Source organism: Streptomyces sp. NPDC005706, assembly GCF_040631045.1.
Classification (GTDB): domain Bacteria; phylum Actinomycetota; class Actinomycetes; order Streptomycetales; family Streptomycetaceae; genus Streptomyces.
The window spans coordinates 64334-85315 of record NZ_JBEXYS010000022.1; the positions used below are offsets into that span (position 1 = coordinate 64334).

The window sequence follows — 20982 nt, forward strand, 5'->3', positions numbered from 1 at the left end:
GCCGCGTGCCCGCACCCCCGGCTCTCCCAGATTGCCCAGTCGGTGGTGTCGTCCTGGCTCGAATCGTCCTCCAGACCAGGCCTTGAGCAGGGGTTATGTGATCAGTACCGTGCTCAGGCAGGGGCTGCCCGGCCGAAAGTACGTCCCGCCTCGTCCTTTGGGACGTAGGCGGTGCCGACCGGTCTCGTTAGGGTCGGGTGTCAGCGCGGCCCGTTCCCGGCGCAGGCTTGGTGCCGGTGAGAGAGGCGAGCGCTGTATTTCTAGGGGGAAACACGTTGGACAGCATGACCGTTTCCGTGACTGGAGATAGGGGCGCAGCACCTGTGGAGACACGGGTGCTGCGCGAGATCTGCGGCCGCTATCCGACCGGAGTCGCCGTGGTGACGTGCCGGGGAGCCGGTGGAGAAAACCCGGTCGGGGTCACTGTGAATTCCTTCACTTCGGTCTCCCTCGACCCGGCCCTGGTGCTGTTCTGCATGCACAGGGATTCGCGGGCGCTCGCCGCGGTCGAGAAGGCCGGCGCTTTCGCCGTCAACATCCTGGCGGCCGACCAGGCGGCCCTGTGCCGGGCCTTCGCACGCCGCGACACCGCGGATTTCGGCGGCCTGCCGCACGACGCCGGCGTGACCGGCTCCCCGGTTCTGGGTGACGCGCTGGCCTTCCTCGACTGCCGGCTGCACACCACCTTCCCGGGCGGGGACCACACCATCGTCGTCGGTGAGGTCGTCGACCTGGGCCTGCTGCGCGAGGAGCAGCCGCTGACGTACTTCCGCAGCGGCCACCCGCGCCTGGAGGTGCAGGGATGACCGTCACCATGGAGGAACAGCCGACGCACGGGCTGCAGGACATCACCCCGCGCGGGGTCGCGCTGCGCCTGCTGGGCCCGCTCGAGATCGTCGTGGGGGCGTCGGAGGTCCCGCTGCCCCAGCGCAAGTTGCGCCAGCTCCTGGCCGCCCTGCTCGTGCGGCCCAACGCGACGGTGTCCAACGAGGCCCTCATCCGCGAGCTGTGGGGCGACACGCCGCCGACCACCGCGCTCGCCGCCCTCCGCGTGTACGTCTCGCAGCTGCGCAAGTTCCTGATCCGCTACGAGCTCGACGGCCGCTGGTGCACCCTGCGCACCCGGGCACCCGGGTACCAGCTCCAGGTCAACGAGGGCATCCTGGACACCGTGTGCTTCGACCGGCTCTGCGCCATGGCCGCGGAGTCCGCGGCGGCGGGCCACCATGAACTGGCCTCGAAGCAGTACCGGGAGGCGCTGGACCTCCGCCGGGGGCCCACGCTGGAGGGCCTGCGGGAGAGCTCGGCCCTCTCCGGCACCGCGCTGCAGTACGACGAGGCCTGGATGAGCGCGCTCAAGCGGCGCATCGACCTGGACCTGGAGCTGGGCCGGCACCTCGAACTCATCGGTGAACTCAGCAGGCTGGTGGCGGAGAACCCGCTCAGCGAGGGGTTCTGCGCCCGGCTCATGACGGTGCTGCACCGCAGCGGCCGCAGTGGCGACGCTCTCGCCTCCTACCGTCGCACCCGTGCGCACCTCATCGAGGAACTCGGCATCGAACCGGGGCTGGAACTGCGCATGGCCCACCAGACCGTGCTCGCCGACGACGAGGCGTTCCACACGTTGCTGCGCGCGTCCGCCTGAGGGACGGACGACGGCCGGTCATGAAGAAATCCGGGCTTTATCCCTGCTTTTTCATGACCGGCCACGATGTTCACATGCGCTTGTTCCTGCGGTCCCTGTGGCGCTTTTGCGCGGACGGTTTCACCGCCTACGGCCAGAGCCACTTCTTCATCCCCGGCCCGGACCCGGGCCGGCCGGCGGCACCCGGGCACCCCGAAAGCATGCTCTGGCACCAGCCCCTGACGGAGACGGAGCTGGCTCTCGACCGTCAGCTGGAAGGGCTGTCGGAAGGGGTCTCACGCGGCCCGGAACCACTCTGAGCGATGACCAGCAGCACGAAGGCGGCCAGCGCCGTGACGGTGCGGGTCCGGTTGAACAGGTCCCAGCGGTGCAGGATCTCGGCGTAGTCGGCCGGTGGCGAGGTGACCGCCCATGTCTTGATCCGCGCGTTGATCGGTACGTTGCCGAAGCGCGTGACCAGGAACGACGTCGCGGTCAACGCCGTCGCCGCGGCCGCGAGCCCGCGCTCGCGGCCACGCGTCTGCAGGGCCAGGGCCAGTGAGCCGAGAGCGGCGGTGCCCATCGCCGTCAGCATCACCGGAGAGTTCATCTTCATGAGTTCGGCGTGGAACGACAGCCGCGTGTCCAGCGGCACGCTCCAGAAGGTCGGTGCCAGATTGACCGCGCCGTAGCCGAACGCGCCGGCGAGCAGTCCGGTGGCGGTGACCGCAATGGCCTTCGTTACGCGAACACGCATATGTCTTCCCTCAGTTGAGCAATCAGGCTCTTGCTGCACACATCGCCGCGAGGACGAGGAGTCCACGGTAGCGGGGGCCACGACCTGGAGGTCCCATGTCATCCGCAGTACAGACCGGCGCGAGCCCCGGCACGAAGGCCGCGGGGTTCAGCCGCCGTCCGGTACTCGCCCTGCTGGTCATCGCCGCGGCGGAACTGATGGTGGTGCTCGACGCCACCATCGTGAACATCGCCCTGCCGAGCATCCAGAGCGGGCTCGACATGTCCGACAGCGGCCTGGCCTGGGTGGTCAACGCGTACGCGGTCACCTTCGGCGGGCTGATGCTCCTCGGCGGCCGGGCCGGCGACCTCTTCGGCCGCCGCCGCGTGTTCCGGCTCGGCATCGTGACCTTCGTGCTGGCCTCCGTGCTCGGCGGCCTGGCCCCCAACGCGGCGCTGCTCATCTCCGCGCGGGTGCTCCAGGGCCTCGGCGCGGCCGTCGCGGCACCCACGGCGCTCGCACTGATCGCGACGAACTTCCCCGAGGGCAAGCCGCGCAACCGGGCCATGGGCACGTACGCCGCGATGGCCGGCGTCGGGTCGGTCCTGGGCCTGATCCTCGGCGGACTCCTCACCGAGTACCTCGACTGGCGCTGGGTGCTGCTGGTGAACATTCCCATCGGGATCGGCGTGCTGGCCGGGACGACGGTGCTCGAAGAGGCCGACCGCGACAACGGCCGGCTCGACGCCCTGGGCGCGGCGGTCGGCACGGCCGGTCTGCTCTGCCTGATCTACGGGGTCACCCGCGGCGGACAGACCCACTGGACCGGCCTGGTCACATCGGTCTACATCGCGGTCGCCACGGTGCTGCTGGTGGTGTTCATGGAGCGGCAGGCCCGCATCGCACACCCCATGCTGCCCCTGCACATCCTCAAGGACCGCAACCGCGCGGGCACGTACGCGACGCTGTTCCTCACCGGGTTCGGCATGTTCTCGACCTTCTACTTCCTGACCTTCTACATGCAGCACGTGCTGGACTACGGAGCGGTCAGGACCGGCCTGGCGTACCTGCCGTTCAGCGTCGGCATCGGCATGACGGCCCCGATCGCCTCGAAGCTGGTGGTCAGGCTGCCGCCCCGGCTGGTGGCCGCTCCCGGCCTCGCCGTCGCCGCGGCCGGGATGCTGTGGCTGAGCCGGCTGACCCCGCACTCCTCCTACCCGAGCACCCTGCTGCCCGCCATGTTCGTCACCGCCGCCGGACTCGGCTGCTCCTTCGTGCCGTTGACGCTCGGCGCGGTGAGCGGCGTCGACGAGTCCGACTCGGGCAGCGCGTCGGGCCTGCTCAACACCGCCCAGCAGATCGGGGGCGCGCTCGGCATCGCCGGCCTCGCCATGCTGGCGGCCACCGTCGCCGACACCCGCCTGCCGCGGGCCGGCCTGGTGTACCTAGACGCCGTCGACCGGGGCGACACGGCCCTCGTGGCGCGCGCCCAGGACGCCATGACGTACGGCTACACGCGCGCCCTGGCCGGCGGTGCCGGGGTGTTCCTCACCGGCGCGCTGATCATGGCCTTCGTCGTCACCTCCGGGAAGCGCGAGAAGCCCTCGAACCCCACGGGGTGACGCCACCCCACCCCTCCGGGCCGGCGTTCGCGCGGGCCGGAAGGGTGCGGTGATGTCCTTGTGAGGATCCTCAGATGTCCCGGAAGATCTCGATCTGAGCCCCGATCGAGTTCAGCCGCTCCGCCAGGTCCTCGTAACCCCGGTTGATGACGTACACGTTGCGCAGGACCGAGGTGCCCTCGGCCGCCATCATCGCCAGCAGGACGACGACCGCGGGGCGCAGGGCCGGCGGGCACATCATCTCGGCGGCGCGCCAGCGGGTCGGGCCCTCGACCAGGACGCGGTGCGGGTCGAGCAACTGCAGGCGGCCGCCGAGGCGGTTGAGGTCGGTCAGGTAGATCGCGCGGTTGTCGTAGACCCAGTCGTGGATCAGGGTCTGGCCGGAGGCCACCGCCGCGATGGCCGCGAAGAAGGGGACGTTGTCGATGTTCAGGCCCGGGAAGGGCATGGGGTGGATCTTGTCGATCGGGGCTTCGAGCTTGGAGGGGCGGACGGTGAGGTCGACCAGGCGGGTGCGGCCGTTGTCCGCGAAGTACTCGGGGGACCGGTCGTGGTCGAGGCCCATCTCCTCCAGGACCGCCAGCTCGATCTCCAGGAACTCGATCGGCACCCGGCGCACCGTCAGCTCCGACTCGGTCACCACGGCGGCGGCCAGCAGGCTCATCGCCTCGACCGGGTCCTCGGAGGGGGAGTAGTCGACGTCGGCGTCGATATTCGGCACACCGTGCACGGTCAGCGTGGTGGTGCCGATGCCCTCGACCCGGACGCCCAGCGCCTCCAGGAAGAAGCACAGGTCCTGGACCATGTAGTTGGAGGAGGCGTTGCGGATGACCGTCACGCCGTCGTGCCGGGCGGCGGCGAGCAGCGCGTTCTCGGTCACCGTGTCGCCGCGCTCGGTCAGGACGATCGGGCGGTCGGGGCTGACGGTGCGGTCCACCTGGGCGTGGTATTGACCCTCGGTGGCCGCGACGTCCAGGCCGAACCGGCGCAGCGCGATCATGTGCGGTTCGATGGTCCGAGTGCCGAGGTCGCAGCCGCCGGCGTACGGCAGCTTGAAGCTGTCCATGCGGTGCAGCAGCGGGCCGAGGAACATGATGATGGAGCGGGTGCGGACGGCCGCCTCGGCGTCGATCGCCGCCATCTCCAGCTCGGCCGGCGGGACGAGTTCCAGGTCGACGCCGTCGTTGATCCAGCGGGTGCGCACGCCGATGGAGTTGAGCACCTCCAGCAGGCGGTAGACCTCCTCGATCCGGGCCACCCGGCGCAGCACCGTGCGCCCCTTGTTGAGCAGTGAGGCGCACAGCAGCGCCACGCAGGCGTTCTTGCTGGTCTTGACGTCGATGGCACCGGACAGCCGGCGGCCGCCGACCACCCGCAGATGCATCGGACCCGCGTAGCCCAGCGACACGATCTCGCTGTCCAGGGCTTCACCGATCCGGGCGATCATCTCAAGGCTAATGTTCTGGTTCCCGCGCTCGATACGATTGACGGCGCTCTGGCTGGTGCCGAGCGCCTCCGCGAGCTGTGCCTGTGTCCAGCCCCGGTGTTGCCGGGCGTCACGGATGAGCTTGCCGATGCGTACGAGGTAGTCGTCTGCCATGAGGCCGAGGTTATCTCAGATATGAGATGGCGCCTCCTGGGGGGTCCGTTCGGGTGATGCCCCGTCAATGCCCCTTGGTCGTGCGGCGCCATCCGAAAGGTCCGGGCAAATCCATCGATGTCGTACGTCGTCCGGTGCTGCTGTGAGTGTGCCGCGGGCCGTGTTTGCCGCCGCCGGTGGTGATGGACCAGGAGTGCCGGTTGATGTTCAGCCGTACCCCGGGCAGGATCCGGAAGCTCTTGCGGAAAGTGAGCGGCATGGGTGCCTCCTTCGGTGGTCTTCGGGGCTGGGTGGCGCTCAACTCGGATACCCCGTAAGTGCGGAGGGATGGCAGGTGATCGGGGGCGGTCGCGCGGCCGTGTCCGGTGTGCGCCGATCCGCCCGGCGCGACGGGCTCCGCTGTGGCGGACGCCACCGGAAAACGGCGGGGCCGGGCCCGGCCGGACATGACCAGCCGGGCCCCATGTACTAGAGTTATCTCGACATCGAGATATCTGCCGAGGCGCACCGTAGCCGCCACTTCAGTAAGGCTTGCCTAACTTAGCCTGACCTTACTGAATCGGCCAAGCCGACGTGGCGGCACGATTGACGGTGGTACGCGCACATCAATGAAGGAGACTGTCGTGTCGGCGAACAGCTTCGACGCCCGCAGCACGCTGCAGGTGGGCGACGAGTCGTACGAGATCTTCCGGCTGGACAAGGTGGAGGGCTCCGCTCGCCTGCCGTACAGCCTCAAGGTCCTGCTGGAGAACCTGCTCCGCACGGAGGACGGCGCGAACATCACCGCCGACCACATCCGTGCCCTCGGCGGCTGGGACTCCCAGGCCCAGCCGTCCCAGGAGATCCAGTTCACGCCGGCTCGCGTGATCATGCAGGACTTCACCGGCGTCCCCTGCGTCGTGGACCTCGCGACCATGCGTGAGGCCGTGAAGGAGCTGGGCGGCGACCCGGCGAAGATCAACCCGCTGGCGCCGGCCGAGCTGGTCATCGACCACTCCGTCATCGCCGACAAGTTCGGCACGAACGACGCCTTCAAGCAGAACGTCGAGCTGGAGTACGGCCGCAACAAGGAGCGCTACCAGTTCCTGCGCTGGGGCCAGACCGCCTTCGACGAGTTCAAGGTCGTCCCGCCGGGCACCGGCATCGTCCACCAGGTGAACATCGAGCACCTCGCCCGCACCGTGATGGTCCGGGGCGGCCAGGCGTACCCCGACACCCTGGTCGGCACCGACTCGCACACCACCATGGTCAACGGCCTCGGCGTCCTCGGCTGGGGCGTCGGCGGCATCGAGGCCGAGGCCGCCATGCTCGGCCAGCCGGTCTCCATGCTCATCCCGCGCGTCGTCGGCTTCAAGCTCACCGGTGAGCTGCAGGCCGGTACCACCGCCACCGACCTCGTGCTCACCATCACCGAGATGCTGCGCAAGCACGGTGTGGTCGGCAAGTTCGTCGAGTTCTACGGCGAGGGCGTGTCCGCGACGAGCCTCGCCAACCGCGCCACCATCGGCAACATGTCGCCGGAGTTCGGCTCCACCGCCGCGATCTTCCCGATCGACGACGAGACCCTGAACTACCTGCGCCTGACCGGCCGCTCCGACCAGCAGGTCGCGCTCGTCGAGGCGTACGCCAAGGAGCAGGGCCTCTGGCTGGACCCGAAGGCCGAGCCGGACTTCTCCGAGAAGCTCGAGCTGGACCTGTCCACCGTCGTGCCGTCGATCGCCGGCCCGAAGCGCCCGCAGGACCGCATCGTCCTGGCCGAGGCCGCCCAGCAGTTCGCCAAGGACGTCCTGAACTACGTCGAGGCCCCCGTCGCCCAGACGCCGGCCGCCGCCGCCTCGGTGGTCGACGAGGCGAGCGCCGAGTCCTTCCCGGCCTCCGACGCCCCTGCCTACGGCCACGAGGAGAACGGCGCCGGCGCCCCGCAGCACGGCCAGGGCACCGGTTCCGTCCCGTCCAACCCGGTCCGGGTGACCGCCCCCGACGGCACCACCTACGAGCTGGACCACGGTGCGGTGACGGTCGCGGCCATCACCTCCTGCACCAACACCTCCAACCCGTACGTCATGGTCGCCGCCGCCCTGGTGGCCAAGAAGGCGGTCGAGAAGGGCCTGACCCGCAAGCCGTGGGTCAAGACCACCCTCGCCCCGGGCTCCAAGGTCGTCACCGACTACTTCGAGAAGGCGGGCCTGACCCCGTACCTCGACAAGGTCGGCTTCAACCTGGTCGGCTACGGCTGCACCACCTGCATCGGCAACTCCGGCCCGCTGCCGGAGGAGGTCTCCAAGGCCGTCAACGACCACGACCTCGCCGTCACCTCGGTCCTCTCCGGCAACCGGAACTTCGAGGGCCGCATCAACCCCGACGTCAAGATGAACTACCTGGCGTCCCCGCCGCTGGTCGTCGCGTACGCCCTCGCCGGTTCCATGAAGGTGGACATCACCCGTGAGGCGCTGGGCACCGACACCGACGGCAACCCGGTCTTCCTGAAGGACATCTGGCCCTCCGAGGCCGAGGTCAACGACGTCGTCGCCAACGCCATCGGCGAGGACATGTTCGCCAAGTCCTACAGCGACGTCTTCGCCGGCGACGCCCAGTGGCAGTCCCTCCCGGTCCCGACCGGCAACACCTTCGAGTGGGACGCCGAGTCCACCTACGTCCGCAAGCCCCCGTACTTCGAGGGCATGGGCATGGAGCCGGCCCCGGTCGAGGACATCGCCGGCGCCCGCGTGCTCGCCAAGCTGGGCGACTCGGTCACCACCGACCACATCTCCCCGGCCGGTGCCATCAAGGCCGACACCCCGGCCGGCCAGTACCTCACCGAGCACGGTGTGGAGCGTCGTGACTTCAACTCCTACGGCTCCCGCCGAGGCAACCACGAGGTCATGATCCGCGGCACGTTCGCCAACATCCGCCTGCGCAACCAGATCGCGCCGGGCACCGAGGGCGGCTACACCCGCGACTTCACCCAGGCGGACGCGCCGGTGTCGTTCATCTACGACGCCTCCCGCAACTACATCGAGCAGGGCATCCCGCTGGTCGTCCTGGCCGGCAAGGAGTACGGCTCCGGCTCGTCGCGCGACTGGGCCGCCAAGGGCACCGCGCTGCTCGGCGTCAAGGCCGTCATCGCCGAGTCCTACGAGCGCATCCACCGCTCGAACCTGATCGGCATGGGCGTTCTGCCGCTGCAGTTCCCCGAGGGCCGGACCGCCGAGTCCCTCGGCCTGACCGGCGAGGAGACCTTCTCCTTCACCGGTGTCGAGGAGCTCAACAACGGCACCACCCCGCGCACGGTGAAGGTCACCACCGACACGGGTGTGGAGTTCGACGCGGTCGTCCGCATCGACACCCCCGGTGAGGCCGACTACTACCGCAACGGCGGCATCATGCAGTACGTGCTGCGCAGCCTGATCCGCAAGTAAGCGGCACGGCACGGTGCGGACGAGGGCCGCACCCCCGGCACCGGGGGTGCGGCCCTCGCGCCGTCCGCGCTCCGCTCACTCCCCGAGGAGCGCCGAGAGGTCCGGCAGCGCCACCTCCGCCCAGATCACCTTGCCCTGCGGCGTGTACCGGGTGCCCCAGCGCTCGGTCATCTGGGAGACCAGGAACAGACCCCGGCCTCCCTCGTCGGTCGTCGCGGCGTACCGCAGATGCGGCGAGGTGCTGCTGCCGTCGGCCACCTCGCAGATCAGCACACGGTCCCGGATCAGCCGCACATGGATCGGGTCCGAGCCGTAGCGGATGGCGTTGGTGATCAGCTCGCTCAGGACCAGTTCCATGCCGAAGCCCAGCTCCGACAGGCCCCACTCCTCGAGCTTGGCGGACACCGCACCGCGCATCCCCGACACGGCGGCCGGGTCGCGCGACACGTCCCAGTCGGCGACGTTCTCCGGCGGCAGCGCCCGGGTACGCGCGATCAGCAGGGCCACGTCGTCCTTGGGGCGCTCGGGCAGCAGCTCGTCCAGCGCCGCCCGGCAGCTCTCCTCCGGCGACCGGTCGGGATGGCCCGACAGCGCCAGGCGCAACAGCTCCATGCTCACGTCCAGGTCGCGCCTGCGGTCCTCGATGAGCCCGTCGGTGTAGAGAACGAGCTGACTGCCCTCGGGCAGCTCCAGCTCGGCCGTCCGGAACGGCATGCCGCCCAGGCCCAGCGGCGGTCCGGCCGGTACGTCGGGGAAGGTGACACCGCCGTCGGGGTAGACCAGCGCGGGCGCCAGATGCCCGGCCCGCGCCATCGCGCAGCGGCGGGTCACCGGGTCGTAGATCGCGTACAGACAGGTGGCCCCGACGATCTCCGCGGCCGCCTCGGCGCGGGCCTCGTCCTGGTCGATGCGGCCGACCAGGTCGTCCAGATGGCTGAGCAGCTCGTCCGGCGGCAGGTCGAGCGTGGAGAAGTTGTGCACCGCGGTGCGCAGCCGGCCCATCGTCGCCGCCGCGTGCAGGCCGTGCCCGACCACGTCGCCCACGGCCAGCGCCACCCGGCCCCCGGGCAGCGGGATCACGTCGAACCAGTCCCCGCTCACGCCGGACTGCGCCGGAAGGTAGCGGTAGGCGACGTCGAGGGCGCTCTGCTCGGGCAGCGCCCGCGGCAGCAGGCTGCGCTGCAGGGTGACCGCGAGGGCGTGCTCACGGGTGTACCGGCGGGCGTTGTCGATGCTCACCGCGGCCCGGGCCACCAGCTCGTCCGCCAGGGACAGCTCCTCCTCGTCGAAGGGCTCCTGTTTGGAACGGTAGAAGTTGGCCATGCCGAGGACGACACCGCGCGCCTGGATCGGGGCGGCGATGAGCGAGTGGATGCCGTACTCCAGTATTCGCTGGGTGCGGGAGGGGTCCTGGGCCTGCCAGCCCGGGGCGCTCGCCAGATTGGGCACCAGCTCGGAGCGACCGGCGTTGTAACCGCGCGCCTGGGGGGTGGAGGGCAGGAAGTCGATCAGCCGGCCCTTCTCGTAGAGCGGGTGGTCGTCCCGGATGCCGCTCACGGTGACCCGCCGGATGTCCGTGGCGGTCGGGGCGGGCTCCTCCCCGTGCAGGACGTTGTCGGCCAGGTCCACGGTGACGAAGTCCGCGAAGCGGGGGACGGCGACCGCGGCCAGCTCGTCGGCCGTGCGGACCACGTCGAGGGTGGTGCCGACGCCCAGGCCCGCGTCGTACAGCAGCTCCAGCCGCTCCCGGGTCACCTCGGCCCTGCCGGACACCGCCTGGAGCTCGGTGGAGTCGCGCAGCGTCACCACGGTGCCGCCGCAGGCGCCGGCGCCGTCGGTGGGCCGCTGGTTGACCACCAGCAGCCGCCCGCCGGCGAAGTGCACCTCGTCGCTCGCCTCGCGCCCGGAGCCGAGCAGTTCCACCGTGTCCGGCTCCAGGTGCGACAGCTCCCGCACATTGCGTCCTTCGGCCTGCGGGGGCAGCTCCAGCAGCCGCCTGGCCTCGTCGTTGGCCAGCAGCATCCGCCCGTCGTGGCCGACGATGAGCACGCCCTCCCGTACCGAGTGCAGCACCGTGTCGTGGTGCTCGTACATGCTGGTCATCTCTTCCGGGGCCAGGCTGTGGGTCTGCCGCCGCAGCCGCCGGCCCACCAGGGCCGTCCCGCCGGTCGACAGCACGAGCGCGCCGGCCCCGGCGGCCAGGATGATCGGCAGCTGCCGGTCGACCTGGCTGGTGACGTTCTTGACCTTCAGGCCGGCGGAGACCAGGGCGTTCACCTTGCCGTCGTGGTCCCGGATGGGCACGGTCGCCTGCACCTCGTGGCCCAGTGGGCCGTGCACGCTCTCGGTGTAGACCCGGCCGGCCAGCGGGGGGCCTATCCGCCCCACGAACCGCTTGCCGATCCGGTCCGGTATCGGATGGGTGTAGCGGATGCCCTTGGTGTCCATGACCACGATGAAGTCGACGCCCGCGGTCTTGCGCCCCGCCTCGGTGAGCGGCTGGAGGACCTTCGAGGGGTCGGGGCTGTTCAGTGCCTGCTGGACGCCAGGCGAGTGGGCGAAGGTCTGCGCGACGGCTATGGAACGGCGCTTGGCCTCCGTGGTGGTGTCCCGCTCCGACTGCAGCACGAGGGCGATGACGGCGCAGGCCACGAGGAGGACCACCAGGACCACCTGCAGGAGGAAGACCTGTCCGGCGACACTGCGTGGGCTTCTGCCGACCATCGAGCGCCAAGACAGGCGCCTGAATCGGCCGAATTGGTCCGACATGCGACATTTCTAGCACTGGGTGATTGACGATGGCTACGTCCGTCCCGAGCCGTGGACGCCCCGGCCCCTCCTGCCTCGTGCGCCCCACGCCTTCTCACCAGTGCCGTGTCACAGGTGTGGCGGCAGGCGTTTACAGCGGGTGCCGGGCGCGCTAACTTCACAGACCAGGGGTGGGAGCGCTCCCACATAAGGATCGGTCCCGGCGGACCGGAACCCGCCGTGGCCGGGCCGGGTCCGCTCCCACCCCGTCCCGCCCTTCCCTTTTCCGCCCGCCCCGTTCCCGTCCGGCCGTACGGCCCCGGACACAGTCGGAGGTGTACGTGTCATGTCTGCGCCAATCACCGCGCCCGGTCTCCCGAGGGGCCCGCGATTACCTCACCCCACCCGCGGCAGAGGCCTGTTCCTGGTGGTCCTCGCCCTGCTGACCACTCTCCCCGCCCTCGGCCTGATGCTCGCCGCGGGCATCCCGGCCGCCGCCCACGGCACCCCCATGAAGCCGGGCAGCCGTACCTTCCTGTGCTGGCGGGACGGGCTCACCGAAACCGGTGAGATCAAGCCCGTGAACCCGGCCTGCAGGGCGGCCCAGCAGGCCGGCGGCACCACCCCCTTCTACAACTGGTTCTCGGTGCTCCGCTCGGACGGCGCCGGCCGCACCCGCGGCTTCGTGCCGGACGGGCGGCTCTGCAGCGGCGGCAACCCCGACTTCACCGGGTTCGACCTGGCCCGCGACGACTGGCCGGTGACCCATCTGACCGCCGGCGCCACGGTCGACTTCTCCTACAACGCCTGGGCCGCCCACCCCGGCTGGTTCCACGTGTACGTCACGAAGGACGGCTACGACCCGGCCGAGCCGCTCACCTGGTCCGCGATGGAGGACCAGCCGTTCCTCACCGTCGACCACCCGCCGCTGAACGGCACGCCCGGCACGGTCGACGCCGACTACTCCTGGTCGGGCAGGCTGCCGGCCGGGAAGACGGGCCGCCACATCGTCTACATGGTGTGGCAGCGTTCGGACAGCGCGGAGACCTTCTACTCCTGCTCCGACGTCGTCTTCGACGGCGGCGACGGGGAGGTCACCGGCATCCACGACCCGGGCGGCCCCGCCGAGCCCCCGCCCGGCGCCTGCACCGCGAGCCGCAGGACCACCGGTACCTGGTCCGGCGGGCATCAGTCCGAGGTGACCGTGACCAACACCGGGACCGTGCCGATGCTCGGCTGGATGGTCGACTGGACCCTGCCCGCCGGCCAGTCGGTGGCCGGTCTCTGGAACGGCGACGCCACCTACACCGGGCAGGACGTGATGGTGCACAACGCCGATTGGAACGGCTCCCTGAGTCCGGGGCGGAGCACGACGTTCGGCTATGTGGTCCGGGGCTCCGGCGCCGACGACTCCGCCGGCCTTCCCTGCCGGGTCGGCTGAGCCGCTCTGGGCGGACCCGGTGAAGTGACGCACCGGGTCCGCGAGCCGGGCAGGTGAGGGGGGTTCGGTCCCTGTCCGGGTGGTGCTGGCTTGTGGCGGCCGGGCTGTGGGCAGGCCTCGACCGAGTGGAGCGCGACAACGTTGTCGTATGGTCCGTACAAGACTCTACCGCGTCAACGGACAACGATGTCAACCCACTTGGGGTAGCCCGGCCGGGTGGCAGCGGAGTGTGCCCGTGGGGGAGCACGCGGTCTTCCGTGTCACCGGTGGAGCGCGTTACTGTCCCTGCGGCTTGTGCGACCTGTGGTGCGCGACCCGTCCATCCCGAGGAAGGGCCGCGTCATGCGTTTCCGTTCCACGTCCCTGCTGCTGGCCGCGGTGCTCGCGACCGGCGGGGCCACCCCCGCCCTCGCGGCGACCGCAGCACCCCCCGAACTCGTCAAGGACCCTACCCCGTACGTCGATCCGCTGATCGGTACCAGGAACGGCGGCAACGTCTTCCCGGGCGCCGTGGTGCCGTTCGGCATGCTCTCCTGGAGCCCGGAGAACACCAGAGGCGACGCCACCCGCACCGCCGCGCCCGGCGGCTACCAGTACGACGCCACCCGCATCCGGGGCTTCAGCCTGACCCACATGTCCGGCACCGGCTGCGCGGGCGGCAGTGGTGACATCCCGTTCTTCCCGTACGCGGGCGAGGTCACCTCCTCCCCGGCGAGTGACACCAAGGACGCCGTCTACGCCTCGGACTTCCGGCACTCCGACGAGAGCGCCGGGCCCGGGCACTACAAGGTGGACCTGGCCTCCGGCGTCACCGCCGACCTCACGGCGACCGCCCGCACGGGCTCGGCCCGCTTCACCTACCCCGCGGACAAGCCCGCCTCGCTGCTCGTCCGCACCGCCAACTCCGAGCTGGGCTCCGAGAATTCCTCGGTCACGATCGACCCGGCGACCCGTACCGTCTCCGGCTCCGTCACCTCCGGCGACTTCTGCGGCTACCTCGACCCGGAGGGGCAGCGCTCCTACTACACCCTGTACTTCACCGCCCGCTTCGACCGCGCCTTCAAGGCCACCGGCACCTGGCAGGACGACAAGCTCCAGGCCGGCTCCACCCGGGCCACCGGCGGCACCGGCGGCTTCTCGCACGGCGGCCGGCCCGTGGCGGGCAAGGGCGCCGGCGGGTACGTCGAGTTCGCGCCCGGCACCGGACCGGTGAACGCCAAGGTCGGCATCTCCTACGTCAGTCAGGCGGCCGCCGCGGCCAACCTCAAGGCGGAGAACCCCCCGAAGCGGTCCTTCGACGCGGTCGCGGACGCGGCCCGCCGCGCCTGGCGCGACCGGCTCGGCGCCGTCCGGGTCGGCGGCGGCACGGACGCCGAACGCACCACCTTCTACACCGCCCTCTACCACGCCCTGCTGCACCCGAACGTCATCAGTGACGCCGACGGCCGCTACCGGGGCTCCGACGGCAAGGTGCACAGGACCGGCCGCGGCCACCGCGCCCAGTACGGCACCTTCTCCGGCTGGGACGTCTACCGCGACCAGGTGCAACTGCTGACCCTGCTCGACCCGGACACGGGCTCCGACATCGCCCAGTCGCTGTACGAACTCGCCCGGCAGAACGGCGGCGTCTGGGACCGCTGGCTGCACGGCGCGAGCGGCACCCACGTCATGAACGGTGACCCCGCGCCCACCGCCCTGGCCGGCATCCGCGCGTTCGGCGGCACCGGCTTCGACCTCGAGGGCGCCCTGGACTCGCTGGTGAAGGCGGCGACCGTGCCCACGGCACAGGACCTGTCGGCGGCCGGCAAGCCGGTGCTGTCGGTGGGCCAGCGCCCGTCGCTCGACAAGTACCTGAAGCTGCACTACATGCCGAGCGTCTCCAACGCCTGGGGCGGCGCCGCCGAGACCCTGGAGATGTCCACCGCGGACTTCTCCCTCGCCCAACTGGCCGCCGCGGCGGGGGAGAAGGAGACGGCCGGCACCTTCGCCCGCCGGGCCCAGTGGTGGCAGAACAACTTCAATCTCGCGGCCGACCAGGGCGGTGGCTACATCGCGAACCGCAAGGCCGACGGGAGCTGGGTCACCGGCTTCACGCCGGACACCGGCAACGGCTTCGTGGAGGGCTCGGCCGCCCAGTACACCTGGATGGTCCAGCACAACCCGGCCGGGCTCTTCGCGGCGATGGGCGGCACCGGCAAGGCGCTCGCCCGGCTCGACACCTTCTTCCACAACGCCGACGGGAGCTGGGCCCTGAGCGGCAAGGGCGGCGCCAAGTCCGAACTGGACAACGAACCGTCCATCAACGTGCCCTACCTGTACGACTACGCCGGAGCCCCGTACAAGGCGCAGGAGACCGTCCGGGCGGCGATGAGCCGGCTCTGGTCGACCGAGCCGGGCGGCATCCCCGGCAACGACGACCTCGGCGCCATGTCGTCCTGGTATGTCTTCTCCGCGCTCGGCATGTACCCGCAGGTGCCCTCCCGTGCCGAACTCGTCCTGGCCTCACCGCTGTTCGAGCGGGTGGAGATAGCCCGCCCGCACGGCAACGACATCTCCGTCCGGGCCACCGGAGCGGCGGCCGACGCCCCGTACGTCCAGTCCCTGAAGGTCGACGGCCGCGACAGTGACCGCCCTTGGCTGCCCGCCTCGTTCGTCCGTGACGGCGGCCGGCTGGACTACACCCTGTCCGCCACCCCGAACCGCACCTGGGGCGCGTCCTCGCCGCCGCCGTCCTTCCGGGAGGGCGAGCAGCCCTACCAGATCGGCGTCGGCCCCACCACCGCCACGGTCGCACCCGGTGACAGCACGAGCATCGGCATCCGCGCGCTGGCGCTGAGCGGCGGCACCGGACCCGAGGTGCGCTTCCGGGTCCAGGCCCCGGCCGGTGTCACGGCCACGCCCGCCGAGGGCACGGTCACCGACGGCGCCCGGCAGATCACCCTGGCCGCGGCGAAGGACGCCACCCAGGGCTTCTACGACGTCAAGGTCACGGTGACCTCCGGCGACACCTCCTACGACCAGCCGGTCTCCCTGACCGTGGCCGCTCCCGGCACCCTGCTGGCCGCCTACGACAGCACCGGGGTCTCGGACGACGCGGGCGACCACGACGAGGCCGACTACGACGGCGGCGGCTGGAGCTACTCCCGCCAGGCCCTCGCCGCGGCCGGTCTGACCCCGGGCGGCCACGGCACGGTGGACGGTCTCGCCTTCACCTGGCCGGGCTCGCCCGCCGGCCGCCCGGACAACGCCTCGGCCTCCGGCCAGACGATCGAACTCGCCGAGCCCGCGGCCCGGTTGTCCTTCATCGGCAGCGCCGTCAACGGCAACCAGCAGACCAAGGCCACCGTCACCTACACCGACGGCACCACCGGCACCGTCGACCTCGCCTTCACCGACTGGACCGTCGGCGGCGGGGGCGGCACCGTGGCCTACGGCAACGAGGTGGTCGCGAAGGCGGCGTACCGCAATGTCGCGGGCGCCGACAAGGACCCGGTGGCGACCTACGTGTTCGCCACGAAGCCCGTCGCGGCCCCGGACGGCAAGGCCGTCCGCAGCGTGACCCTCCCGAACGACACCGATCTGCACCTCTTCACCCTCGCCACCGGCTGAGCGCGCACACGAAGAGGGGGCGGACCCGGCCGGGTCCGCCCCCTCGCTGATGCGCCGGTCAGCCCAGCAGCTCCACCTCCGCCAGCGTCGCCTCACCGTCGAGCACCAGGCGGTACTTCGCGTAGGTGCCCGGGGCGGCGATGGTGAACGCCCTGGTCTGCCGGTCCCAGCGGAACGATTCGCCGGAGCGGTGGTCCAGGGTCTTCCAGGCCGTGCCGTCCGCGGAACCCTGCAGGCTCCAGCCGGCCGGTGCCTTCGTGTGGTCCGCCGCCGAGGTCAGCGTGTATTGGACCGGCTTGGCGCCGTCGGCGGCCGGCAGGTCCACCGTGGTGACCGTCGCGCTCGTCGCCGACGTGTTGTCGAACAGGGCGCCGTCGCCCTTCAGCACGTCCGCGCGGGGCGCCGGCACCTTGTCGTCCTGGGTGACGGAGACCGGCGCCGCCTTCGCGCCGGTGCCCCACGTCGAGGGCCTGGACCCCATGAAGAACTCCAGCTCCCCGCCCTTGGACAGCAGCGAGTGGGGGAGCGAGGTGGACGTCCAGGGGCTGCCGTTCACCTTCACGCCCTGCACGTACACGTTCTTCGCGCTGTTGTGCGGTGCCTTGATCACCAGGTCGCGGCCGTTCTCCAGGTGCACGGTCGCCTTCTTGAACAGCGGGGAGCCGATGGCGTACTCGTCGCCGCCCATGACCAGCGGGTAGAAGCCGAGCGAGGAGAAGAGGTACCAGGCCGACTGCTCGCCGTTGTCCTCGTCGCCGTGGTAGCCCTGGCCGATCTCGCTGCCCGTGTAGAGCCGGGACAGCGCCTCGCGCACGTGTCCCTGCGCCTTCCAGGGCTCACCGGCCGCGTCGTACATGTAGATGACGTGGTGGGCGACCTGGTTGGAGTGGCCGTACATGCCCATCCGGACGTCCCGCGCCTCGGTCATCTCGTGGATGACACCGCCGTAGGAGCCGACGTAGTCCGGGGAGGCCGTCTCGGGCGTGGCGAAGTACTCGTCGAGCTTGTCGGCGAGGCCCTGCCGGCCGCCGTACAGGTTGGCCAGGCCCCGGCTGTCCTGCGGGGCGGTGAAGGCGTAGCCCCAGCCGTTGGTCTCCGTGTAGTCGTAGCCCCACACGCGCGGGTCGTACTTCGAGGAGTCCACGCGCCAGTCGCCCTTGGCGTCCCGGCCCTGGAAGAAGCCGGCCTTGGAGTCGAAGAGGTTCACGTAGTCCCGGGCGCGGTTGAGGAAGTACTGCGACTCCTCCTTGTACCGCTTCTCGCCCGTCTTCTTGTAGAGGGCCTCGCCCATCCTGGCGATGCCGTAGTCGTTGACGTAGCCCTCCATCGCCCAGGACAGGCCCTCGTGCGTGTCGGTGCTGGTGTAGCCGAGGAACGGCGAGGTGCTCATGCCCTTGCGGCCCACGCCCGAGGACGGCGGGACGACCGTGGCGTTCTTGACCGCCGCGTCGTACGCCGCCTTCGCGTCGAACTTCACGCCCTTGACGTACGCGTCGGCGAACGCGACGTCCGAGGAGGTGCCGGTCATCAGGTCCGCGTAGCCGGGGGAGGACCAGCGGGAGGTCCAGCCGCCGTCCTTGTACTGCTGCACGAACCCGTCGACCATCTCACCCGCCTGCGACGGGGTCAGGAACGAGTACGCGGGCCAGGTGGTCCGGTACGTGTCCCAGAAGCCGTTGTTGACGTACACCTTGCCGTCGACGATCTTCGCCCCGGTGTGCGTCGGGGAGTCCGGGCCCGGCATGGGGGAGAAGGGCGAGGCGTACTGGTCCTTGCCGCCGACCTTCTCGAAGCCCGAGTTCGGGTACAGGTACAGCCGGTACATGCTGGAGTACAGGGTGGTCAGCTGGTCCGGGGTCGCGCCCTCCACCTCGACCTTGCCGAGCAGCTTGTCCCAGGCCCGCTGGGCCCGCTCCTTCACCGTGCCGAAGGAGGTGCCGTCCGGGATCTCCTGCGCCAGGTTGTCCTTCGCCTGGTCCACGCTGATCAGCGAGGTCGCGAGCCGCAGAGTGACCGTGTGGTCGGCGCCCGCGTCGAAACGCAGAAAGCCCTTCACCCCGCTGGAGTCGCCGCCGGACACCGGCTTGTCGAACCGGCCGTACACGAACAGCCGGGTCGCGCCCGTGGACAGGCCCGACTTCACGTCCGAGTAGCCGGTGACGACGCCGTGCTCCTTGTCCAGGGTCAGCCCCGCCTGCTCGGTCACGTTGTCGAACACCACGCTCGCGTCATCACCCGGGTAGGTGAAGCGCAGTGCGGCCGCGTGGTCGGTCGGGGCTATCTCCGCCTTCAGGCCGTTCTCGAACCGGACGCCGTAGTAGTACGGCCGCGCGGTCTCGTTCTCGTGCCGGAAGGCCAGCTCGCGCGCCGCACGGCCGGTGTCCGGGGCGCCGGAGGCGGCCGACGGCATGAGCTGGAAGGTCTGCCGGTCGCCCATCCAGGGGCTCGGCTCATGGCTCGCGCTGAACGCCTGGATCGTCGGCAGGTTGTCGCCGTTGTTCGCATGTGCGTACTCGTAGAGCCAGCTCAGCGAAGACGCGTTGGTGACCGGCGTCCAGAAGTTGAAGCCGTGCGGGACGGCCGTCGCCGGGAAGTTGTTGCCGCGCGAGAAGCTGCCGCTGGAGTTGGTGCCGCGGGTGGTCAGCGCGTAGTCCGACAGGTGCGCCTTCGGCTTCTCGGGCGCCACCGGCTTCAGGGCGATGTCGTCCATCCAGCCGCGGAACTTCGCCGGGCCGTCCGGCGAGTCGTACGCCACCAGTATCCGGTCCACCGTCTTGCCGGCCGCCACCGAGCCGATCCGGGAGGCCACGTCGTTCCACTGGTTGACGTAGAGCGCCTTCGACGCGCCCTGGCCGCGCGGTGTCAGCGCGAAGCCGTGCTGGTCGGTGGCGCCGAGGCCGCTGAGGTAGGTGCCGTCGGTGAAGGCGAGGTCGACGGAGACGTTGGTGGCGTCGTAGTCGCGGTCGCCGTCGGCCATCGACGGGAAGACGCGGTAGGACAGCCGGGTGTCGCCGCCGACCTTCACGTTCACGTCGAAGATCTTGTTGTACGAGTACGCCCGCCCGTCCGCCGTGTGCCGTCCGGCGTAGCGCAGGGCACGCTTTCCGGTGAATCCGGCGCCGGCCTTGGCCGTGGGCGAGCCGATCGGTCCCTTGTCGACCAGGGACAGCATGTCCTGGGGCACCGTGGTGTCCCCGCCGCCGGTGGAGAACTGCACGTCGGCGAGTTGCAGGATGCCCGAGGCGCCGTTGTTCGCGGTCACGTCGAGCCGGAAGTGCTGGTACTCGGCGGGCTCGGCCAGATCGAACGATTTCGTCTGGAACCGCTCCTTGAAGCTCTCACCCGAGCGGGTGTCGAGCGTCTTCCAGTCCTTGCCGTCCGCCGAACCCTGGAGCGTCCAGTCCTTCGGGTCGCGCTCGGCGTAGTCGTTGGCCGAAGTGAGCGCGTACGTCACCAGCTTGACCGGCTTGTCCAGGTCGAGCTCCACCCAGCCGGTGCGCTGGAAGGCCAGCCACTTGGTGCCGGGCTCGCCGTCGACGAGGTTCTCCTTCACCTCGCCCGCGCCCGCGTTCTCGTCGCTGGCCCGGACCTCGGTCACATGGTCGTCGACGTTGCCCGGGATGCCCGTGCTGTAGCCGCCGTCCACGCCCGAGGCGCGTTTGCCCCCATCCGCCCCTGTGTCCACGGTGTTCAGCCAGTCCGGCGCCGGATCGCCCGCCTCGAACGAGGATGCGAACTCCCGGTCGGCGGCCGGTGCCTTCGCCGGCAGGGCGACCGCCGCGCCCTGGGTGCCGACGGCCATGACAAAGGCGGCCGTGAGCACGACCGCCGGACCGTTTCTGAGTCGACTTCTGCGCTGCATCTACAGCTTCCCCTCCTGCGCTCACTTCGGACAACGTTGTCAGCTCGACGCGCAGGAACCAGTAGGTGGTCAAGTGGCCGGTGATGTCAAGGGTGTTGAGCGTGGCATTCAGGGTCTTATGTCGCGACTTTTTCCAGCACGGCGCCCACAGGCGCTTCATATTTCCGCGAGGTCTCAAGTCGGAAAAGACCCATCGCGAACCTTGCATTCGATCTTGCTCCGCTGGCGGGAAGTGGACTATACCTGTCGACGTTTCCCGCATGACCCTGCACTACCCGACAGCGGTGCCGGGGAGGATCCGGTTCACCGCCTGAGTCCTGG

At 70.3% G+C, this 20982-nt stretch carries 12 protein-coding genes; 7 read left to right on the forward strand and 5 right to left on the reverse strand.

The features are described 5' to 3' along the window. The first annotated feature begins 323 nt into the window (after positions 1–323). The 3 genes from ABZ478_RS28080 to ABZ478_RS28090 all read left to right on the forward strand — a co-directional run bounded on the left by ABZ478_RS28080 (position 324) and on the right by ABZ478_RS28090 (position 1944). On the forward strand, positions 324–806 hold the full coding sequence (locus ABZ478_RS28080; RefSeq protein WP_359553497.1) for a flavin reductase family protein: 483 nt from the start codon (positions 324–326) through the stop codon (positions 804–806). Beyond that, positions 803–1645, forward strand: coding sequence for an AfsR/SARP family transcriptional regulator (locus tag ABZ478_RS28085; protein ID WP_358934499.1), 843 nt, complete (start codon positions 803–805; stop codon positions 1643–1645). The genes ABZ478_RS28080 and ABZ478_RS28085 overlap by 4 nt, the downstream gene beginning before the upstream one ends. A gap of 74 nt (positions 1646–1719) precedes the next feature. After that, positions 1720–1944 carry a DUF6059 family protein gene (locus ABZ478_RS28090; protein ID WP_359553548.1) on the forward strand — a complete coding sequence of 75 codons (225 nt, stop codon included), beginning with the start codon at positions 1720–1722 and terminating at the stop codon, positions 1942–1944. On the opposite strand, the gene ABZ478_RS28095 is transcribed toward ABZ478_RS28090, so the two are convergent. Then, positions 1893–2381 (reverse strand): DUF1772 domain-containing protein, encoded by a 489-nt coding sequence (locus ABZ478_RS28095; RefSeq protein ID WP_359553499.1) that lies wholly within the window; start codon positions 2379–2381, stop codon positions 1893–1895. The genes ABZ478_RS28090 and ABZ478_RS28095 overlap by 52 nt on opposite strands. 95 nt (positions 2382–2476) lie before the next feature. Here ABZ478_RS28095 and ABZ478_RS28100 point away from each other — a divergent pair, with 95 nt between their 5' ends. Further along, the gene (locus ABZ478_RS28100) at positions 2477–3982 is read left to right on the forward strand and encodes an MFS transporter (protein ID WP_359553500.1); all 1506 of its coding nucleotides are present in this window, start codon (positions 2477–2479) and stop codon (positions 3980–3982) included. A gap of 70 nt (positions 3983–4052) precedes the next feature. On the opposite strand, the gene ABZ478_RS28105 is transcribed toward ABZ478_RS28100, so the two are convergent. Both ABZ478_RS28105 and ABZ478_RS28110 read right to left on the reverse strand, forming a co-directional pair. Then, a complete protein-coding gene (locus ABZ478_RS28105) occupies positions 4053–5582 on the reverse strand; it encodes a UDP-N-acetylglucosamine 1-carboxyvinyltransferase (protein ID WP_250401081.1) in 1530 nt (509 codons plus the stop codon). A gap of 64 nt (positions 5583–5646) precedes the next feature. Beyond that, positions 5647–5841 (reverse strand): DUF4236 domain-containing protein, encoded by a 195-nt coding sequence (locus ABZ478_RS28110; protein WP_199212458.1) that lies wholly within the window; start codon positions 5839–5841, stop codon positions 5647–5649. 364 nt (positions 5842–6205) lie between these two features. Between ABZ478_RS28110 and ABZ478_RS28115 the strand changes: the two genes are divergently transcribed. Continuing rightward, on the forward strand, positions 6206–9001 hold the full coding sequence (locus ABZ478_RS28115; RefSeq protein ID WP_359553503.1) for an aconitate hydratase: 2796 nt from the start codon (positions 6206–6208) through the stop codon (positions 8999–9001). A gap of 75 nt (positions 9002–9076) precedes the next feature. On the opposite strand, the gene ABZ478_RS28120 is transcribed toward ABZ478_RS28115, so the two are convergent. Continuing rightward, positions 9077–11725: a SpoIIE family protein phosphatase gene (locus ABZ478_RS28120; protein WP_359553505.1), complete on the reverse strand. Its 2649-nt coding sequence runs from the start codon at positions 11723–11725 to the stop codon at positions 9077–9079. A 370-nt stretch (positions 11726–12095) separates the two neighbouring features. On the opposite strand from ABZ478_RS28120, the gene ABZ478_RS28125 reads away from it, so the two are divergent. Both ABZ478_RS28125 and ABZ478_RS28130 read left to right on the forward strand, forming a co-directional pair. Next, a complete protein-coding gene (locus tag ABZ478_RS28125; protein ID WP_359553507.1) occupies positions 12096–13190 on the forward strand; it encodes a lytic polysaccharide monooxygenase in 1095 nt (364 codons plus the stop codon). 342 nt (positions 13191–13532) lie between these two features. Further along, positions 13533–16799 (forward strand): GH92 family glycosyl hydrolase, encoded by a 3267-nt coding sequence (locus ABZ478_RS28130; RefSeq protein ID WP_359553508.1) that lies wholly within the window; start codon positions 13533–13535, stop codon positions 16797–16799. 58 nt (positions 16800–16857) lie between these two features. Here ABZ478_RS28130 and ABZ478_RS28135 read toward each other — a convergent pair whose 3' ends face one another. Then, the gene (locus ABZ478_RS28135) at positions 16858–20661 is read right to left on the reverse strand and encodes a GH92 family glycosyl hydrolase (RefSeq protein ID WP_359553510.1); all 3804 of its coding nucleotides are present in this window, start codon (positions 20659–20661) and stop codon (positions 16858–16860) included. Between the last annotated feature and the right edge of the window lie 321 nt (positions 20662–20982).

Excerpts from the sequence above, each read along its gene's own strand:
- ABZ478_RS28085 (WP_358934499.1), top strand. The coding sequence starts at position 803 with ATGACCGTCACCATGGAGGAACAGCCGACGCACGGGCTGCAGGACATC.
- ABZ478_RS28090 (WP_359553548.1), top strand. The coding sequence starts at position 1,720 with ATGCGCTTGTTCCTGCGGTCCCTGTGGCGCTTTTGCGCGGACGGTTTC.
- ABZ478_RS28095 (WP_359553499.1), bottom strand. The coding sequence starts at position 2,381 with ATGCGTGTTCGCGTAACGAAGGCCATTGCGGTCACCGCCACCGGACTG.
- ABZ478_RS28100 (WP_359553500.1), top strand. The coding sequence starts at position 2,477 with ATGTCATCCGCAGTACAGACCGGCGCGAGCCCCGGCACGAAGGCCGCG.
- ABZ478_RS28105 (WP_250401081.1), bottom strand. The coding sequence starts at position 5,582 with ATGGCAGACGACTACCTCGTACGCATCGGCAAGCTCATCCGTGACGCC.
- ABZ478_RS28110 (WP_199212458.1), bottom strand. The coding sequence starts at position 5,841 with ATGCCGCTCACTTTCCGCAAGAGCTTCCGGATCCTGCCCGGGGTACGG.
- ABZ478_RS28120 (WP_359553505.1), bottom strand. The coding sequence starts at position 11,725 with ATGGTCGGCAGAAGCCCACGCAGTGTCGCCGGACAGGTCTTCCTCCTG.
- ABZ478_RS28125 (WP_359553507.1), top strand. The coding sequence starts at position 12,096 with ATGTCTGCGCCAATCACCGCGCCCGGTCTCCCGAGGGGCCCGCGATTA.
- ABZ478_RS28130 (WP_359553508.1), top strand. The coding sequence starts at position 13,533 with ATGCGTTTCCGTTCCACGTCCCTGCTGCTGGCCGCGGTGCTCGCGACC.
- ABZ478_RS28135 (WP_359553510.1), bottom strand. The coding sequence starts at position 20,661 with ATGCAGCGCAGAAGTCGACTCAGAAACGGTCCGGCGGTCGTGCTCACG.